Below are 17,545 nucleotides of genomic sequence, written 5' to 3' on the forward strand. Positions count from 1 at the left end.
GAAGATGTGGCGCGACGACGTGAACCGCTTCGGCCTGATCGCGCTGGCGACGGACCTGACCATCGAGGGCGACGCGCAGCGGCTGCTGCCGCCGGGCTGCCGGCTGCATGTCACCCGGATCGCCTTTGACAATCCCACCACCGCCGAAAACCTGAAGAAGACCGGCCCGCATCTGAAAGCGGCCTCGGACCTTCTGGTGCCGGGGGTCGCGCTGAAGGGCATCGCCTTCGGCTGCACCTCGGCCTCGGCGGTGCTGGGCGATGGCGTGCAGCAGGCCATCGGTTCGCGCGCGCCGGTCAGCACCCCGGTCGCGGCGGCGCTGCGCGGATTCGCGGCTCTGGGCGTCACCCGGATCGCCCTGATGACCCCCTATCTGCGCGAGACCACCGATCTGGTCGGCGATCATTTTCAGGCCAACGGCCTTGACGTGGTGTCGCGCCGGTCGATGGGACATGCCGATGACCGCGACATGGCCTTGCTGTCGGCCGACGAGATCGTCGAATTCGCGCAGGCATCGGATCATCCGCAGGCAGAGGCGCTGTTCATGTCCTGCACCGCGCTGCCGGCGGTTTCGGTGATCGAGCGGCTGGAAGAGACGATCGGCAAGCCGGTGCTCAGTTCGAACCTGGCCCTGTTCTGGTCGATGCTGGACATCGCCCGCATCCCGGCCCAGGGAACGGGGCGATTGTTTCAGGTGCGGACATGGTGACGCTGGACGATATCCTGGCGGCCTCGGAACGCATCCGCGACATGGTGCGTGTGACGCCCGTCAAGGCTGCGCCCGGCCTGTCGCGGCTGGCCGGGGGGCCGGTCTGGCTGAAATGCGAACACCGGCAGGAAACCGGCGCGTTCAAGCTGCGCGGGGCGTCGAATGCGGCGGCGCGGCTGGGCGAGGTGGCAGGGGTGACGACCGCCTCGACCGGCAATCACGGCCGCGCACTGGCCCATGCGGCCCGTCAGCTTGGCCTGCCGGCGGTGATCTGCGTCTCGCGACTGGTGCCGCAGAACAAGCTGGACGCGATCCGGGCCCTTGACGCCGAGGCCCGTGTGATCGGGGCCTCGCAGGACGAGGCCTTCGACGAAGCGCGGCGGTTGCAGCGCGAGGAAGGCTTTGCGCTGATCCCGCCCTTCGATCATCCCGATGTCATCGCCGGGCAGGGGACACTGGGACTGGAAATCCTGGACCAGATCCCCGATGCCGCGGCCATCGCGGTGCCGCTGTCGGGCGGCGGATTGCTGGCCGGTGTGGCGCTGGCGGCCAAGGCCCGTCGGCCTGCCATCCGCATCATCGGGATCAGCATGGAACGCGGCGCGGCCATGGCGGCCAGCCTGAAGGCCGGCCATCCGGTCGCGGTTCCCGAACAGCAGACGCTGGCCGACAGTCTGGGCGGCGGAATCGGGCTGAAGAATCGCCTGACCTTCGGCCTGTGCCGCGACCTGATGGACGACCTGATCCTGCTGACCGAGGATGAAATCGCCGCCGGCATCCGCCACCTGTCGGTCGAGGAGGACGAGATGGTCGAGGGCGCGGCGGCGGTCGGCGCGGCGGCGATCCTTGCCGGCAGGCTGCGGGCCGTGGATGGCCCGCTGGTGTTGATCCTGTCCGGCCAGAACATAGACCCGGCCCGCCACGCGGCCATCGTCAGGGGCGCGGCATGTCCGACATCCTGATCCTGCACGAAGACCTTTTGCGCGAAAGGGTGCGTCTTGACGACGCTGTCCTGGACCTGATCGAAAACGCCTTTGCCGCCTTGGCGGGCGGCGGGGTGCAGATGCCGCCGATCCTGTCGATGCACATGCCCGATGTGAACGGCGAGGTCGATGTCAAGACCGCCTATGTGCCGGGCCTGCCGGGTTTTGCCGTCAAGATCTCGCCCGGCTTCTTCGACAATCCTGCGAAGGGCTTGCCCTCGACCTCGGGGCTGATGGTGGTGCTGTCCACCGAAACCGGCCGGGTTTGCGCGGTGCTGCTGGATAACGGCTATCTGACCGATGTTCGCACGGCGGCGGCCGGGGGCGTGGCGGCGCGGCATCTGGCACGCCCGGATGCCAGCCGGGCCGCGATCTTCGGCGCGGGGTTGCAGGCCCGGATGCAGTTGCAGGCGCTTTGCCTTGTCCGCCCGATCCGCGAGGCGGTGATCTGGGCACGCGATCCCGCCCGGGCCGAGGCGCTGGCCCGCGACCTGGCCCGCGACGGGTTGCGGGTCCGGGCCCAGCCCGACGCCGCGACCGCGGCGGGCTTTGGCGATGTGATCGTGACCACGACGCCCGCCACACAGCCGATCCTGCGGGCCGAATGGCTGCGCCCCGGCCAGCATGTGACCGCGATGGGCAGCGATCAGGCCGGCAAGAACGAACTGGATCCGCTGTGCCTTGATCGCGCCGATCTCTACGTCGCCGATCGCGTCGGCCAGACGCGGCTGATGGGCGAATTGCGCGCCGCGCTTGGCGCGGGGGTGATCGCCGAGGATGCCGCGATCCCCGAACTGGGCGACATCATTTCCGGCCGCCATCCCGGCCGAACCTCACCCGACCAGATCACCATCGCGGATCTGACGGGCACCGGCGTGCAGGACACCGCCATTGCCACCCACGCGCTTGCCGCGTTTTCGAAAGACCAGCCGAATGCCTGAACTGCAAAGGACCCCCTACCGCTTTTCGACCGAGGAATACGAACAGCGGCTGCGAAAGACACGTTCCAGCATGGAAAAGCTGGGCCTCGATCTGCTGATCGTGTCGGACCCGTCCAACATGGCCTGGCTGACCGGCTATGACGGCTGGTCCTTCTATGTGCATCAATGCGTGATCGTCGGGCCCGACGGGCCGCCGATCTGGTTCGGGCGCGGGCAGGATGCGCAGGGCGCATTGCGCACGGTCTGGATGCCGGACGACTATATCATCGGCTACCCGGATTATTATGTGCAGTCCGTCGAACGCCACCCGATGGACTACCTGTGGGCCAGCCTTGCCACCCGCAATTGGCATCGCGGCTTCATCGGCGTCGAGATGGACAATTACTGGTATTCCGCCAAGGCGCATGAACGGCTGGTCCACGGACTTCCCGAGGCGCAGATTCTTGACGCCACCGGGCTGGTGAACTGGCAGCGCGCCATCAAGACGCCCAAGGAACTGGAATACATGCGCAAGGCCGCCCGCATCGTCGAGCGGATGCACCGCCGCATCGCCGACAAGGTCGAGGTCGGTCAGCGCAAGTGCGATCTGGTCGCCGAGATCTATGACGCCGGCCTGCGCTTTGACGAATGGTCCCAGCATGGCGGCGATTATCCGGCGATCGTGCCGCTGCTGCCCTCGGGGCCGGATGCCTCGGCGCCGCATCTGACCTGGGACGACCAGCCGATGAAGCAGGACGAGGGCACGTTCTTCGAAATCGCGGGCTGCTATCAGCGCTATCATGTGCCGCTGTCGCGCACGATCTTCCTGGGCAAGCCGCCGCAGGACATGCTGGAGGCCGAAAAGGCGGTGCTGGAAGGGATGGAGGCGGGGCTTGGCGCCGCCCGCGCCGGCAATACCTGCGAGGATGTCGCCAATGCCTTCTTCACGGTCCTGGACCGCCACGGCATCGTCAAGGACAACCGCACCGGCTATCCGATCGGGCTGTCCTATCCGCCCGACTGGGGCGAGCGCACCATGTCGCTGCGCCGCGGCGACCAGACCGAATTGAAACCGGGCATGACCTTCCATTTCATGACCGGCTTGTGGATGGAGGGCTGGGGTTACGAGACCACCGAATCCATCGTCATCACCGAACGCGAGCCGGAACTGTTCTGCAACATCCCGCGCCGGATGCTGGTGAAGTCATGACCGCGAACCCGATCGTGCCCACCATCCCGCTGGACCGGCCGGGCAAGCATCACGGCTTTCTGCGACTGCCCTATTCGCGCAACGACAGCGCATGGGGCAGCGTGATGATCCCGATCACCGTGATCGCGGGCGGCGCGGGGCCGACCGCGCTGCTGACCGGCGGCAATCACGGCGACGAATACGAGGGCCCCATCGCCCTGCAGGCCCTGGCCTGGGAGATCGCGCCAGAGGATGTCACCGGGCGCGTCATCATCGTGCCCTACCTGAATTATCCGGCCTTCCGCGCCGGAACCCGGGTCAGCCCGATCGACCAGATCAACATGAACCGCTGTTTTCCGGGTCGTCCCGATGGCAGCGTCAGCCAGAAGATCGCGCATTATTTCGACAGCGTTCTGGTGCCCATGGCCGACATCGTGCTGGATTACCATTCGGGCGGCAAGACGCTGGATTTCCTGCCCTATGCGGCGGCGCATTATCTGGAGGACAAGGACCAGCAGGCGAAATGCGTGGCGGCGATGCAGGCTTTCGGCGCGCCCTATTCGATGATGATGCTGGAAATCGACGCGGTGGGGATGCTTGACACGGCCGCCGAAAGTCAGGGCAAGGTCTTCGTCACCACCGAACTGGGCGGCGGCGGCACGGCCACGGCGGCCTCGGCCGCCATCGCCATCCGGGGCGGGCGCAACCTGCTGCGCCATGCGGGCATTCTCGCCGGGCCGGTCGAGGCAGCGGACGACAACGTGATGCTGGACATGCCGGGCGATGATTGCTTTCACTTTGCCACGCGCGACGGCTTGCTGCATCCGCTGGCCGATCTGGGCGATGCGGTCAGGGCCGGCCAGCCGATTGCCCGGATCTGGCCCGCCGACCGGACCGGGATCGAGCCGGTTTCGGTCACGGCAAACCGCGACGGCATCATCGCGGCGCGGCATTTTCCGGGCCTCGTGCAGACCGGGGATTGCCTCGCGGTGATCGCGGTCCGCTGACCTGACGAAGCGCAGGGACCGGGCCGCGTCGCTGGTGCAAGGCGGTGTCACGCCCTCGCCGATTGTCCGCCGGGGCTTGGCGGCGCGCCGACCTCATGCTATCGCGATTCTCGTTCTCAGGGCGGGGTGCAATTCCCCACCGGCGGTGACAGCCCGCGAGCGCCTTCCTGTCGGAAGGGTCAGCAGATCCGGTGAAATTCCGGGGCCGACGGTATAGTCCGGATGGAAGAGAACCGAGGCCGCCCTTGCCTGGGGCGGTCAAGGATCGAAGCTCTGGGGCCTGTGCTGTTGCAAAACGGAAGGTTCCGAAAGATGACCAAGACCAATCCCCGCATCGCCTTCATCAAGGCCCGCTGGCACGCCGAGATCGTGGACCGTGCCCATGACGGTTTTCTGGCCGAGGCAGCCACGCTGTTTCCCGGCGCGCGGATCGACGCCTTCGACGTTCCCGGCGCCTTCGAGATGCCGCGTCTGGCCAAGAAACTGGCCCGGACCGGGCGCTATGATGCCGTCGTGGCCGCCGCCCTTGTCGTCGATGGCGGCATCTATCGTCACGATTTCGTCGCCGGCGCGGTGGTGACCGGGTTGATGAATGTCGGGCTGGAAACCGGCATTCCCTGCTTTTCGGTCTCGCTGACGCCGCATCATTATCAGGAAACCGCCGCGCACAGGGCGTTCTTCCGCGATCACTTCGTCCGCAAGGGCGCCGAGGCAGCCCAGGCGGTGCAGCAGGTTCTGGCGCTGGAGGCGGATCTTGCCGCCTCGGATCACTCTGACGCCGCCTGATCCATCCGCAGGCGGTGCCGCCCGGTCAGCATCGCCCGCGTATCCGCGATTTCCTGCCGGCGGCGGGTATCGTCCCAGTCCAGTGCCCGCGCGCAAAGGCCGGCGATGCGGTCCAGATCGCGGCCCGTCAACCGCCCCGTGACCGCAATCGCGGTGCGCCGCATGACAAGATCCGCCAGATGCCGCACCCGTTCATGTCGGATCAGCCAGTCCAGTTCGGCCAGCGAATAGGCGGCATCCGCCAGCATCGCGGGCGCCGGGCCCTCGGCCGCCAGGATCGGCCCGGCGGTGGTGCCATAGCGGTCCAGCAGGTCTCGCGCCCGGTCGGGGGCACAGCCTGTCCGCGCGGCCACGGCGTTGGCCCAAACCTCCGGATCGGCCGGAAAATCGCGGCCGCCGCCGATCGCCAGCGACGCCGTGCCGATGCGCCGGGACATCGAAAGCCGCGCCAGAACCTCGTCCGCGACCTCTTCGGCAAAGCCCCGGAAGGTCGTCCACTTGCCGCCGACCAGCGACAGGATGGGCCAGACGCGCGGTCCCTGCGGCTCGGCAACGGGGGCCGAGTGGTCGCGGCTGATCAGGCCCGGCATGGCCGCATCGCTGGCGGGCAGGGGGCGGATGCCGGAATAGGCATAGACGATCTGTTCGCGGCCAAAGCGCAGCCCCGGCAGCAGCCCGCGCAGCGCCCCCAGCAGATAATCGACCTCGGCCTCGTCGCAGGCGACCGTATCGGGATCGTCGGCGCGCAGGTCGGTCGATCCGACCAGCGCCCTGCCGAGATAGTCGAAGACCAGGCAGATGCGGCCGTCATCGGCCTCGAAATACAGCATCCGTCCGTTCAGCGCCGCCAGCAGGTCGGGATGATCCAGCAGGAGATGCGATCCTCTGGTGCCGCCGATCAGCCGCGATGGCGCGCCAAGCGCCGCATTCACCCGGTCGATCCAGGGCCCGGCCGCATTGACCACGATCCGCGGCCGCAGCGCAAGTGTGCCGTCCGGGCCGGTCAGCCGAATCGTGGTTCCATCCGTATCCTGCAATGTCGTGTAATTCAGCGCCCGGGCGGCAGGATTGACGCGGATCCCGTCGGCCAGCAATTCCCAGACCAGCCTTTCGGGCTGCGTCACCATCGCGTCGTAATAGCGGCCGGCGGCGGCGATGCGCGGTGTCAGCGGCGGGATTTCGCGCAGGGCGCGCGCCCGCGACCACAGCTGATGGCGCGGCATGACGCGGGCCCGCCGGCCATAGAGATCATAGATCGCCAGCCCGATCTTGATCAGCACCGCGCCCCGGCCGCGCGGCGCCGTGGTCGAACCCAGCAGCGTCCGCAGCGCCGGCCCGATGCCCCTGAGCCACGAGAAGATGGGGATCACCGTCGGCAGCGGCCGCACCAGATGCGGCGCATTGCGCAAAAGCAGGTTCCGTTCATAGGTGGATTGCGCCACAAGCCGCAATTCGCCGGTCTCCAGATACTTGATCCCGCCATGGATCAGCCGCGACGGCGCCGCCGAGGTGCCGCCGCCGAAATCGCCCTTGTCGGCGATCACGCAGCTTGCGCCCTGTTCGCACAGATCGCGAAACAGGCCCGCCCCGTTGATTCCCGCGCCCAGGATCAGCACATCGATGTCGTGCGGATCTGTCATTCGCCCAGGGCCTCGATACTGGGCCAGACTGGTTCCATCGCCCGCCCGATCTCGCGAAAGACGGCATAGCGGCGGTCAAGATCGGCGCTGCGGGTGGCATCGGGGGTGAAATTCCGGGTCAGGGCGCCCGGATCGCGCGGATCGTGGCGCGGGCTTTCGAACAGGCCCGCCGCCGATCCCGCACACAGGGCCGCGCCCCAGGCGGCGGCCTCTTCGGTGTCGCTTGTGCTGACGGGCATGGCCAGGGTATCGGCGAAAAGCTGGGCAAAAACAGGGCTGCGCGAGATGCCCCCGGTCAGCCGCGCCCGGTCGATGGCAAAGCCTTCGCGCAGGGCATCGACATGGACGCGGTGATTGAAGGTGATCCCCTCGATCACGGCGCGCAGCATGTCGCCGCGATCCTGCCATCCGCGCAGGCCGAAAAAGCCGGCGCTGGCCATCGCGCCCTGCGGTGCGCCGAACAGGTAGGGGTGAAAGATGGCGGTCGAGGGGCGGGCCATCGCGGCCTCGATCTGGGGAATGATCCGGGCGTGCAGATCCGGGCCGCCAGCGGCACGTTCGGCGGCGCAGAATGTATCGAGGAACCAGTCGTAATTGCTGGCGGAGGCAGGAGAAATCGCCATCGCATTCCATTCGCCCGGCGCGATGCCGTTGCGGCAGAACCAGCCCGGGCCGGTCCGAGCCGCGCGCGAGACGGTTTCGTTGATGGAATAGGTTCCGGCGACGATGGCCGCGACACCCTCGGCATAGCCACCCGCACCCAGCGAGGATGCCGTCACATCATGCAGTCCGGCCGCGACCGGCGTGCCGGCGACCAGGCCGGTCAGGGCGGCGGCCTGGGGCGTGACATGGCCTGCGACGGCATCGGGGGCCAGGATCGGGGGCAGGGCATGGGACAATGCCTCGAGCCCGAAGATCGGCAGGATGTCATCGGCATAATCCTGTGTCGCGACATCGGTAAAGGCGGTGCTGGCCTCGGTCAGGTCGGTGGCGATGCCGCCGGTCAGGCAGAACCGCAGCCAGTCCTTGCAGGCCAGCACATGCCCGATCCTTGCGAAGCGGTCGGGTTCGTTGGCGCGCAGCCAGGCCAACAGTGCCGAAGGCGCCGAGGCATGAGGTCGCTGGCCGGTCCGTTCCAGGGCAAGAGCGGCGGTGCCGTCGGCCTGCCACCGCGCCGCGATTTCGCCCGCGCGGCTGTCCAAAGACAGGATGCCCGGCGCCAGCGGCCGGCCCTCGCCATCCAGCAGGTAGAGGCCATCGCCGTGGGCGGTCGCGGCAATGCAGGCAATATCCGAGGCCGGGCGGGGGCAGGCCGACAGGGCGTCGGCGATCGCCTCGGCTGTATGGGTCCACAAACCGGTCATGTCGCGCTGCACGTGGCGCGGCCGTGGCAGGGATTGCGGCACCCGGCGCCGGGCCATCGAGACCACGCGGCCTGCCGTATCGAAGATCACCGCCTTGGTGACGGTCAGGCCATTGTCGATGCCAAGCAGAAGCGACATTGGGATCACGGGCGCCGCGGAAATTCGGGGCTGGGGCGCGCGGTGGCGTCGTCGCGCGCCCCAGCCTTGCGGCTTTACTGTTCCAGCACGAAGGGGCCGGTATACTTGTCGACGTTGTCCTTGGTGATCAGCAGGCAGTCGAAAAGCTGCTTTTCGCTGTCCACCCCGGTCGAACCGTTCTTGATGAAATTGTCGGCCTGCCTGACGGCCTCGGCCGAGAACACCGCGACGGGCTGCAACACGGTATACTGCATCTCGCCGGCCTTGACCGCCTCGACCGCGTCGGGCGAGCCGTCAAAGCCGCCGACCTTGACCTGATCCAGCTTGCCGGCCTCTTTCAGCGCCGCGATCGCGCCAAGCGCCATCTCGTCATTGCCCGAGATCACGCCGATGATGTCGGGGTTGGCCTGCAGCAGAGACTGGGTTTTCTGATAGCCCTGCGTGCGGTCCCAGTTGGCAACCTCGCGGCCGACCTTTTCCAGATCCGGATACTGGCTCAGCACCGTCTCGTACCCGTTCGAGCGGGTCTGGGCATTGTTGTCGGCCGGGTTGCCGAACAATTCGACATATTGACCGGTATCGCCCACCGCCTCGACCCAGGCCTGCGCGCCAAGCGCGGCACCCTGGGCATTGTTCGACACAAGCTGGGCCTTGGCCAGGCCTTCCTGGTTGATCTCGGCATTGACCAGGATCACCGGGATGCCGGCATCGACGGCCTTCTTGACCGCGCCGATGGATCCGTCCGCATTGGCCGGGTCAAGGATGATCGCCTCGGACTTGTTGGTGATCGCCGTGTCGATCAGGGTGCTTTCGGTATTGGTATCGCCCTTGTGGGCGGCGACATTGGCGGTATAGCCCAGTTCCTCGGCGGTTTTGCGGGCGACTTCGCCCTCGGTGAACCAGTAGGGGTTTGCCGGGTCGTTCACGATGATGGTTATCAGCCCCTCGGCATTCGCGGCCCCGGCCATCAGCGGCGCGGCGGCCACGGCGGCCAGAAGCAGGCGGCGCGTCATCTTCATCATTGGTCTTCTCTCCCTTGGTTGATGGACCTGCCTTCGCCCTTGTCGCGTCAGGCAGTCTTTCCGCGCGGCCCGGTTTCCTGTTCGACCGCGCGGGGAAGGTTGTCGGACACTCAGCCCTTGCGGCCGCCGCGCCCGTATTGAAGCGAATTCATCAGCACGGCCAGAACGATCACGGCACCGGTAAAGACGGTCTGCCAGTAGGACGAGACGCCGATGATGACCAGGCCATCCGACAGGAACCCGATCACGAAGGCACCCAGCATCGTGCCGCGCATGGTGCCGCGCCCGCCGGTCAGCGCGGCGCCGCCGATGACCACCGCGGCGATGGCGGTCAATTCGTAGGTCGTGCCCGCCGTCGGTCCGGCCGAGGTCAGCTGCGAGGCCAGCACCAGTCCCGCGATCGCCGACAACATCCCCGACAGCGTGTAGACGGTGATCTTGACCAGCCGCGTGGGCACGCCCGACAATTCCGCCGCGCGTTCGTTGCCGCCCGAAGCATAGAGCCAGCGCCCGAAGGACGACCGCGACAGCATCAGCCCGCCCAGGATCGCCAGGACCGCCAGCACGATGACCGAGATCGGCACACCGCCGATGCGGTTGAAACCCAGCCAGTCAAAGCCGGTATTGCCCAGCTCGGCCCGGCCCGACAGGTTGTTGTAGGTCAGCCCGTTGGTCATCAGCAGCGCCACCCCGCGGGCGACATACATCACGCCCAGCGTGGCGACGAAGGCCGGCACCTTGAAGATCGAGACCAGGACGCCGTTGACCGCCCCCACCGCCGCGCCCAGCACGCAGGTCAGCACCACCACGGCCCAGACCGGCGGATACAGGATCACGCCCATCGCGTCGATCTGGATCCCCTGCATCATGGCGCCCGCACTGACCCCCGCCAGCGCCAGGATAGAGCCGACCGAAAGATCGATGCCGCCGTTCAGGATCACCAGCAACATGCCGATGGCAAGGATGCCGTAGATGGCCACGTGGCTGGCCATGATCAGCAGGTTGCCGATCGTCAGATAATTCGGGGACAGGATCGAGAAGACGACGATGATGGCGATCAGCGCAAAGAAGGCGCGGCCTTCCAGCAGCAATCGGCCGATGCTGAAATCGCGCTTCTTGCGGGCGGTGGCGGCGGTGGCTGTGGTGTCCGACATGATTGGGTCTTTCCTCAAGCGCGCTCAGGCGGCCACGGACTCGCCCGAGGCGGCCATGATCTTTTCCTTGGTGACGGTGGAATCGAATTCGGCCGAGATGCGGCCCTTGTGCATGACCACGATCCGGTGCGCGATGGACAGACATTCGCTGACTTCCGAGGTCGAATAGATCACGGCAAGACCCTGCCTGGCCTCTTCCGCAAGAAGGCGGAAGACCTCGGCCTTGGCGCCGATATCGATGCCGCGCGACGGTTCGTCCAGCATGATCACCCTGGGTCTGGTCGCGAGGATCTTGCCGATCACGACCTTCTGCTGATTGCCCCCCGACAGCGATCCGATCGGCGCGGCCGGACCCGAGGTCTTGACCGTCACCTCGCGGATGCTGCTTTCGACCAGGCGCCGCTCGGCGCGGGCCGAGGTGAACAGACCCCTGGTGAAACGCCGGATCGAGGCCAGCGACAGATTTTCGCCCACGCTCATGGTCTGGACCAGTCCGTCGCGCTGGCGATCCTCGGGGACCAGGGCAAGCCCGCGCGCGATGCGTTCGGCGATGGACAGGTGCGAGATTTCCTGCCCCTCCAGCACGATCTCGCCGGCGCTGGCGCGCAGGCGCCCGGCACAGGTTTCAAGCAGCTCCGTGCGACCTGCTCCCATCAGCCCGTAGATGCAGACGATTTCGCCCGCGCGAACATCCAGCGACAGCCGGTCCACCAGATCGAAGCCCCCCGACGGGTCCGGCAGGGTCAGGTTGCGGATCGACAGCGCGGCTTGCCCCATCTGCGTGTCGGGCGGGCTGCCCAGGTCGTAATTGTCGCCCACCATGTTGCGCACGATCCATTCCAGGTCGATCTGCGCGCGCGGCGCCGAGGCGGTCATGGCGCCGTCGCGCAGGACCACGGCGTGATCGGTGATGGTCAGAGCCTCTTCCAGGTGATGCGAGATATAGACGATGCTGACACCCCTCTCGGTCAGGTCGCGCACCACCTTGAACAGCACCTCGACCTCGCTGGCCGACAGCGCGCTGGTCGGTTCGTCCATGATCAGGATGCGGCTGTTGACCGACAGGGCGCGGGCGATCTCGACGATCTGCTGCTGGCCCAGACGCAATTCCTCGACGGCGGTCAGCGGGTCGATATCCTCCTCCAGTTCCTCCATCAGCCTGCGGGTCTGGCGTTCTTCCTCGGCGAAATCCACGCCGGTCCGGCCCATGATCTCGCGGCCCATGAAGATGTTGTCGCGCACCGACAGGTTCGGCGCCAGCGACAATTCCTGGTGGATGATCGAAATGCCGCGATCCCGCGCCTCGGTCGCGCTGGCGAATGCCGTCGGCTGGCCGTCGAGGATGATGTCGCCGCTGCTGGGCTGGATCACGCCCGACAGGATCTTCATCAGCGTCGACTTGCCGGCGCCGTTCTCGCCGAACAGGGTCGTGACCTGGCCGCGATGGATGTCGAAATTGACGCCCTTCAGCGCATGGACATTGCCATAGGACTTGGCGACGTTGCGGGCGGCCAGAACGACTTCGCGCGCATCGGGTTCGCCTTCGGGGATCCCGCCCCCTGCTGTTCTTGCGCTGTTCATTGCACGCTGACCTCGACCGGCGTGATCAGCCAGTTCTTCGGATTGATCAGCCGGAAGGCGCCGGTGACGGTGATCGTCCTGCCGGTCAGACCGGCGGTGTCGATCGGTTCCAGAACGGCCGTCTTCATCGCGCGATTGATGCCTGCGCCGGCATTCTGATATTCGATCTGGTTCTTGAACTGGCCGAAGGTGATGTCACCGGGCGCGTCGCGCAGATCGGTGCCGTTGATCGCCGGGCCGGTCTGGACGCGGATGGTGATCTCCTCGGGCACATCCTCGGCCTGGATCGTGTAGATGCCGGACTTTCCCTCGGCCACGGCGCCGGTGACGGTGGTGAACATGATTGCCCCGGTCGAGGCCGGAGTGCCGTATTGTTCGGCCGCCGCCGCCTTGTCCTGCAAGACCGCCGGGGCCAGCGTGGCCGCATCCACCGCCTTGCCCTTCACGAATTCGGCGATGCGGGGAAATTCCTGCTGCCCGTAATCGTCTGGCGAGAAGACCTGCGCGCGGACATCGGACTCGGAACCGATGGTCACGATCGTGGTGTCGAAGGCGATGCCCGCCAGAAGGGCGGCGGCCACGCCGAGCCCAAGATACAATCCGCGCCGGGAGGAGGCGGGCGCTTTCGGCGCGGGGGACGAAAAATGCGTCATCGGGCGATCCTCTGGTTGCGGCGGTCGATCCGGGGGCGAATCGAGGTCAGCGCGGTGCACGGAACGGCCGGTTCGCCGCGCCGACGGCACCCGGCTCGAGGATTGCAGGCGCGGTCTGGCCCGTCTTTTCAGAAGCAATTCTCATCGTGCCGGCCTCCTCTCCGGTCCTGCGCCGATGCCGCTGCGCGAACGCGCGGTCATCGTTTCTTCCCCTGGCCCGTCGCATGGCGCAGGACCCCTCGGGATCAATCTAGCCGAAATAAATTGCCGTGTCTGTAAAAAAATACATGCATCCGAAAGAACTCATGCTATACAAGCCCGAAGCAAGGCTGCCGCGCAAGGCATCCGCCGGGAGGGTTGGTATGGATCGCGCCGATATCCTGATCGGCATCGACGCCGGGACATCGGTCATCAAGGCCGTTGCCTTCGACATGGCCGGACACCAGATCGGGGCGTTTTCGGTGCCGAACCGCTATCTGACGGCCAAAGGCGGCGCGGCCACGCAATCCATGGACCGGACATGGCGGGATTGCGCCGCCGCGCTGCGCGGTTTGGGCGAGGCTATCGACGGACTGGCCGGGCGGGTCGCGGCCCTGTCGGTGACCGGTCAGGGCGACGGGACATGGCTTGTCGGGCCTGACGGACCCGTGGGCGATGCCTGGCTGTGGCTGGATGCCCGTGCCGCGCCCACGGTCGCGCGGCTGGCGGCGAGCCCGGCGAATCGTGCCCGGTTCGAGGCCACGGGAACCGGGCTGAACACCTGCCAGCAGGGTGCGCAGATGGCGCATATGGATACACATGCGCCCGACATGCTGGACCGGGCCGAAGTCGCGCTGCATTGCAAGGACTGGCTGTATCTGAACCTGACCGGCCAGCGCGCGACCGATCCGTCCGAGGCCAGCTTCACCTTCGGCAATTTCCGCCATCGCCGCTATGACGACACGGCGATCGCGGCGCTTGGCCTGTCCCATCGCCGGGCCCTGCTGCCCGAAATCGTCGATGGCAGCCAGGCTACGCATCCGCTGACCGGCGACGCCGCGCGCCAGACCGGTTTGCGGGCCGGTACGCCGGTCAGCCTTGGCTATGTGGACATGGTGATGACGGCGCTTGGCGCGGGCGTCTATGGCGGCACGGCCGGCGATGTCGCCTGTTCGACTGTCGGATCGACCGGGGTGCATCTGCGCGCGGTGGCCGCCGGCGACGTCCAGCTGAACCAGCAGGGGACAGGCTATGTCATCTGCCTGCCGATCCCCGGAATCGTGACCCAGGTCCAGACCAACATGGCGGCGACGCTGAACCTGGACTGGGTGCTGGGCATCGCGGCCGGGATCCTGTCCGATCTGGGTCGCCCCGTGACGCACCGCGATCTGGTCGCGCATCTGGACGAATGGCTGGGACAGGCGCGGCCGGGCCAGATCGTCTATCACCCCTATATCTCGGATGCCGGGGAACGCGGTCCCTTCGTCAATGCCGATGCGCGGGCGGGGTTCGTGGGACTTGCCTCAGGTCACCGCTATCCCGACCTGGTCCGGGCCGTCGCCGAGGGGCTGGGGATGGCGATGCGCGATTGCTATGCCGCGATGGGGCCATTGCCGGCCGAACTGCGCCTGACCGGCGGGGCCGCGCGGTCACCCGCCCTGCGCGGTATCCTGTCGGCCGCGCTGGCCGCGCCGGTCCGGGTCTCAGCGCGGGACGAGGCGGGCGCTGCCGGTGCCGCGATGATGGCCGCCGTCGCCATCGGCGCCTATCCCGACATGGAGGCCTGCATCGCCGAATGGGTAACCCCGCTGCTGGGCAAGGCCGAAGCGCCCGATCCGGCGCTGATGGCTGCCTATGACGGCCTGTTTCCCGCCTTCAGCGCCGCGCGGCATGCCCTGCCGCCGGTCTGGGATGCGCTTGCCGCCGCCCGCGCGGCCTTTGCGAAAGGACAGCAGGATGAGCAATGACAGCGAAACAATCGACCTGTTCGTGATCGGCGGCGGCATCAACGGCGCCGGTATCGCCCGCGATGCCGCCGGCCGCGGGCTGAAGGTCGTGCTGTGCGAAAAGGACGATCTGGCCGAGGGAACCTCGTCGCGGTCGGGCAAGCTGGTCCATGGCGGGCTGCGCTATCTGGAATATTACGAATTCCGCCTGGTCCGCGAGGCGCTGATCGAACGCGAGGTGCTGATGCGCGCGGCGCCGCACATCATCTGGCCGATGCGCTTCGTGCTGCCCCACAGCCCGCAGGACCGTCCGGCCTGGCTGGTGCGGCTGGGCCTGTTTCTCTATGATCACCTGGGTGGCCGGCGGAAGTTGCCCGGCACCCGGACGCTGGACCTGCGCCGCGATCCCGAGGGGGCGCCGCTTCTGGACACCTATATCAGGGGTTTCGAATACAGCGACTGCTGGGTGGACGATGCCCGTCTGGTCGTTCTGAACGCCGTTGACGCGGCCGAGAAGGGGGCGAGGGTGCTGACCCGCAGCCCCTGCATCTCGGCCCGGCGCGAGAACGGGATCTGGGTCGTCCGGACGAAATCCGAGGCGACGGGCGAGGTGCGCAGCTTTCGCGCCCGCTGCCTGGTCAATTGCGCGGGCCCCTGGGTCGGCGACATCATCACCCGCGTCGCGGGCGCGAATTCGGCGCGCAACGTGCGGCTGGTCAAGGGCAGCCACATCATCGTTCCGAAATTCTGGCAAGGCGCCAATGCCTATCTGGTGCAGAACCACGACCGACGCGTCATCTTCATCAACCCCTACGAGGGCGACAAGGCACTGATCGGAACGACCGACATCGCCTATGAGGGCCGGCCCGAGGACGTGACCGCGGACCAATCCGAGATCGAATACCTGCTGGCCGCCGTGAACCGCTATTTCAAGGAAAAGCTGCGACCTCAGGACGTGCTGCACAGCTTTTCGGGCGTGCGGCCGCTGTTCGATGACGGGCAGGGCAATCCCTCTGCGGTGACGCGCGATTACGTCTTCGACCTCGACCAGACCGGCGGCGCGCCGCTGATGAACATTTTCGGCGGCAAGATCACCACCTTCCGCGAACTGGCAGAGCGCGGGATGCACAAGCTGAAGGACATTTTTCCGCAGATGGGTCCCGACTGGACCGAGTCCGCACCCTTGCCGGGCGGCGAGATCGCCAACGCCGATTACGAAAGCTTCGTCCAGCTGCTGCGAGAGCTTTACCCCTGGGCGCCGCGGGATCTGCTGCTGCATTACGGCCGCCTCTACGGTGCGCGGACAAGGGACGTGATCGGCGGCGCCTTCGGTCTCGACGATCTGGGCCGGCATTTCGGTGGCCAGTTCTACGAGGCCGAGGCACGCTATCTGGTGGCCAGGGAATGGGCCCGGCGGCCCGAGGACATCCTGCGCCGCCGCACCAAGCATTACCTGCACCTGACCGAGGACCAGCAGCGCGCCTTCGCGGACTGGTTCGACACCGCCGACCTGGCTCGGGCCGCGTAAGGACGGATCATGCCGCTGACCCTGTCGCTGAACACCAATCCGCTGGTCAACCGCTTTGCCGAGCCCGATGACCTGATCGACACCGTGGCGCGCGATCTGCGCATCCGCGATCTGCAACTGACCCACGAATTCATCAACCCTTCATGGCCCGCGCCCGTCATCCGCCGCCTGACGCGGGCGATGGGCGCGGCACTGCAGCGCACGGGTGTCCGGGTCACCAGCGGCATGACCGGACCATACGGGCGGCTCAACCATTTCGGCCATCCCGATCGCGACGTGCGGCGCCATTACGTGGACTGGTTCAAGACCTTCGCCGACATCATCGCCGATCTGGGCGGCAAATCCATCGGCACGCAATTCGCCATCCTCACCTATCGCGACCATGACGATCCGGCGCGCCGCGAGGATCTGATCCGGATCGCCATCGAATGCTGGGCCGAGGTCGCCGAACATGGCAGGGCGGCCGGACTGGATTACATCTTCTGGGAACCGATGAGCGTGGGGCGCGAATTCGGTCACACGATCGCGGAATGCCTGGTCCTGCAGGACCGGCTGTCGGCAGCCGGGATGGCGATCCCGATGTGGATGATGGCCGATATCGATCATGGCGACGTGACCAGCGCCGATCCCCGCGATCATGATCCCTATGCCTGGGCGCGGGCCGTGCCGAAGGTCAGCCCGATCATCCACATCAAGCAATCGCTGATGGACAAGGGCGGCCACCGGCCCTTCACCGCCGATTTCAACGCACGCGGACGAATCCAGCCCGGACCGCTGCTGGCGGCCCTGGCCCGGGGCGGGGCGGTCGACAACGAGATCTGCCTCGAACTCAGCTTCCGGGAACGCGAGCCGAACGACCGCGAGGTCATCCCCCAGATCGCCGAAAGCGTGGCGTTCTGGGCGCCCCATATCGACACCGGGGCCGATACGCTGAATATCTGACGTC

General features: G+C 67.0%; 15 protein-coding genes and 1 riboswitch. Of the genes, 9 read left to right on the forward strand and 6 right to left on the reverse strand.

All coding sequences use genetic code 11. The features are described 5' to 3' along the window. The first annotated feature begins 4 nt into the window (after nucleotides 1-4). From B4L36_RS08180 to B4L36_RS08205, 6 genes are all read left to right on the forward strand, one after another. On the forward strand, nucleotides 5-709 hold the full coding sequence (locus B4L36_RS08180; protein WP_292955188.1) for a maleate cis-trans isomerase family protein: 705 nt from the start codon (nucleotides 5-7) through the stop codon (nucleotides 707-709). Beyond that, the gene (gene eutB / locus B4L36_RS08185; protein ID WP_292955191.1) at nucleotides 703-1,671 is read left to right on the forward strand and encodes a hydroxyectoine utilization dehydratase EutB; all 969 of its coding nucleotides are present in this window, start codon (nucleotides 703-705) and stop codon (nucleotides 1,669-1,671) included. The genes B4L36_RS08180 and eutB overlap by 7 nt, the downstream gene beginning before the upstream one ends. After that, nucleotides 1,656-2,633 carry a cyclodeaminase gene (locus B4L36_RS08190; protein ID WP_292955194.1) on the forward strand — a complete coding sequence of 326 codons (978 nt, stop codon included), beginning with the start codon at nucleotides 1,656-1,658 and terminating at the stop codon, nucleotides 2,631-2,633. The genes eutB and B4L36_RS08190 overlap by 16 nt, the downstream gene beginning before the upstream one ends. Next, complete coding sequence (gene doeA, locus B4L36_RS08195) at nucleotides 2,626-3,822, forward strand: ectoine hydrolase DoeA (protein WP_292955197.1); 1,197 nt, start codon at nucleotides 2,626-2,628, stop codon at nucleotides 3,820-3,822. Before B4L36_RS08190 ends, doeA begins: the two co-directional genes overlap by 8 nt. Further along, nucleotides 3,819-4,808: a N(2)-acetyl-L-2,4-diaminobutanoate deacetylase DoeB gene (gene doeB / locus B4L36_RS08200; RefSeq protein ID WP_292955200.1), complete on the forward strand. Its 990-nt coding sequence runs from the start codon at nucleotides 3,819-3,821 to the stop codon at nucleotides 4,806-4,808. The genes doeA and doeB overlap by 4 nt, the downstream gene beginning before the upstream one ends. 108 nt (nucleotides 4,809-4,916) lie before the next feature. After that, a riboswitch (FMN riboswitch) is annotated at nucleotides 4,917-5,046 on the forward strand. 74 nt (nucleotides 5,047-5,120) lie between these two features. After that, complete coding sequence (locus tag B4L36_RS08205; protein ID WP_292955203.1) at nucleotides 5,121-5,594, forward strand: 6,7-dimethyl-8-ribityllumazine synthase; 474 nt, start codon at nucleotides 5,121-5,123, stop codon at nucleotides 5,592-5,594. On the opposite strand, the gene B4L36_RS08210 is transcribed toward B4L36_RS08205, so the two are convergent. From B4L36_RS08210 to B4L36_RS08235, 6 genes are all read right to left on the reverse strand, one after another. Further along, nucleotides 5,576-7,234, reverse strand: a complete 1,659-nt coding sequence (locus B4L36_RS08210; RefSeq protein ID WP_292955205.1) for a glycerol-3-phosphate dehydrogenase/oxidase — start codon at nucleotides 7,232-7,234, stop codon at nucleotides 5,576-5,578. The genes B4L36_RS08205 and B4L36_RS08210 overlap by 19 nt on opposite strands. Continuing rightward, nucleotides 7,231-8,736: an FGGY-family carbohydrate kinase gene (locus B4L36_RS08215; protein ID WP_292955207.1), complete on the reverse strand. Its 1,506-nt coding sequence runs from the start codon at nucleotides 8,734-8,736 to the stop codon at nucleotides 7,231-7,233. The genes B4L36_RS08210 and B4L36_RS08215 overlap by 4 nt, the downstream gene beginning before the upstream one ends. Nucleotides 8,737-8,810: 74 nt before the next feature. Next, on the reverse strand, nucleotides 8,811-9,755 hold the full coding sequence (locus B4L36_RS08220; protein WP_292955209.1) for a D-ribose ABC transporter substrate-binding protein: 945 nt from the start codon (nucleotides 9,753-9,755) through the stop codon (nucleotides 8,811-8,813). 113 nt (nucleotides 9,756-9,868) lie between these two features. Further along, nucleotides 9,869-10,912, reverse strand: a complete 1,044-nt coding sequence (locus B4L36_RS08225; protein ID WP_292955212.1) for an ABC transporter permease — start codon at nucleotides 10,910-10,912, stop codon at nucleotides 9,869-9,871. Between the two features lie 24 nt (nucleotides 10,913-10,936). Then, nucleotides 10,937-12,493 carry a sugar ABC transporter ATP-binding protein gene (locus B4L36_RS08230; protein WP_292955215.1) on the reverse strand — a complete coding sequence of 519 codons (1,557 nt, stop codon included), beginning with the start codon at nucleotides 12,491-12,493 and terminating at the stop codon, nucleotides 10,937-10,939. After that, nucleotides 12,490-13,146 carry a DUF2291 family protein gene (locus B4L36_RS08235; RefSeq protein ID WP_292955218.1) on the reverse strand — a complete coding sequence of 219 codons (657 nt, stop codon included), beginning with the start codon at nucleotides 13,144-13,146 and terminating at the stop codon, nucleotides 12,490-12,492. Before B4L36_RS08235 ends, B4L36_RS08230 begins: the two co-directional genes overlap by 4 nt. A 362-nt stretch (nucleotides 13,147-13,508) precedes the next feature. On the opposite strand from B4L36_RS08235, the gene B4L36_RS08240 reads away from it, so the two are divergent. The 3 genes from B4L36_RS08240 to B4L36_RS08250 are packed head-to-tail and all read left to right on the forward strand — an operon-like array spanning nucleotide 13,509 to nucleotide 17,541. Next, the gene (locus B4L36_RS08240) at nucleotides 13,509-15,092 is read left to right on the forward strand and encodes an FGGY-family carbohydrate kinase (RefSeq protein ID WP_292955220.1); all 1,584 of its coding nucleotides are present in this window, start codon (nucleotides 13,509-13,511) and stop codon (nucleotides 15,090-15,092) included. Further along, nucleotides 15,082-16,599 (forward strand): glycerol-3-phosphate dehydrogenase, encoded by a 1,518-nt coding sequence (locus B4L36_RS08245; RefSeq protein ID WP_292955223.1) that lies wholly within the window; start codon nucleotides 15,082-15,084, stop codon nucleotides 16,597-16,599. The genes B4L36_RS08240 and B4L36_RS08245 overlap by 11 nt, the downstream gene beginning before the upstream one ends. 9 nt (nucleotides 16,600-16,608) lie before the next feature. Then, the gene (locus tag B4L36_RS08250; protein WP_292955226.1) at nucleotides 16,609-17,541 is read left to right on the forward strand and encodes a sugar phosphate isomerase/epimerase family protein; all 933 of its coding nucleotides are present in this window, start codon (nucleotides 16,609-16,611) and stop codon (nucleotides 17,539-17,541) included. Nucleotides 17,542-17,545: the final 4 nt, after the last annotated feature.

This window comes from Paracoccus sp. UBA889, from assembly GCA_002294185.1.
Lineage (GTDB): Bacteria > Pseudomonadota > Alphaproteobacteria > Rhodobacterales > Rhodobacteraceae > Paracoccus.

Coding starts and splice junctions, on each gene's coding strand:
- B4L36_RS08180 (WP_292955188.1), top strand. CDS start 5: ATGTGGCGCGACGACGTGAACCGCTTCGGCCTGATCGCGCTGGCGACG.
- eutB (WP_292955191.1), top strand. CDS start 703: ATGGTGACGCTGGACGATATCCTGGCGGCCTCGGAACGCATCCGCGAC.
- B4L36_RS08190 (WP_292955194.1), top strand. CDS start 1,656: ATGTCCGACATCCTGATCCTGCACGAAGACCTTTTGCGCGAAAGGGTG.
- doeA (WP_292955197.1), top strand. CDS start 2,626: ATGCCTGAACTGCAAAGGACCCCCTACCGCTTTTCGACCGAGGAATAC.
- doeB (WP_292955200.1), top strand. CDS start 3,819: ATGACCGCGAACCCGATCGTGCCCACCATCCCGCTGGACCGGCCGGGC.
- B4L36_RS08205 (WP_292955203.1), top strand. CDS start 5,121: ATGACCAAGACCAATCCCCGCATCGCCTTCATCAAGGCCCGCTGGCAC.
- B4L36_RS08210 (WP_292955205.1), bottom strand. CDS start 7,234: ATGACAGATCCGCACGACATCGATGTGCTGATCCTGGGCGCGGGAATC.
- B4L36_RS08215 (WP_292955207.1), bottom strand. CDS start 8,736: ATGTCGCTTCTGCTTGGCATCGACAATGGCCTGACCGTCACCAAGGCG.
- B4L36_RS08220 (WP_292955209.1), bottom strand. CDS start 9,755: ATGAAGATGACGCGCCGCCTGCTTCTGGCCGCCGTGGCCGCCGCGCCG.
- B4L36_RS08225 (WP_292955212.1), bottom strand. CDS start 10,912: ATGTCGGACACCACAGCCACCGCCGCCACCGCCCGCAAGAAGCGCGAT.
- B4L36_RS08230 (WP_292955215.1), bottom strand. CDS start 12,493: ATGAACAGCGCAAGAACAGCAGGGGGCGGGATCCCCGAAGGCGAACCC.
- B4L36_RS08235 (WP_292955218.1), bottom strand. CDS start 13,146: ATGACGCATTTTTCGTCCCCCGCGCCGAAAGCGCCCGCCTCCTCCCGG.
- B4L36_RS08240 (WP_292955220.1), top strand. CDS start 13,509: ATGGATCGCGCCGATATCCTGATCGGCATCGACGCCGGGACATCGGTC.
- B4L36_RS08245 (WP_292955223.1), top strand. CDS start 15,082: ATGAGCAATGACAGCGAAACAATCGACCTGTTCGTGATCGGCGGCGGC.
- B4L36_RS08250 (WP_292955226.1), top strand. CDS start 16,609: ATGCCGCTGACCCTGTCGCTGAACACCAATCCGCTGGTCAACCGCTTT.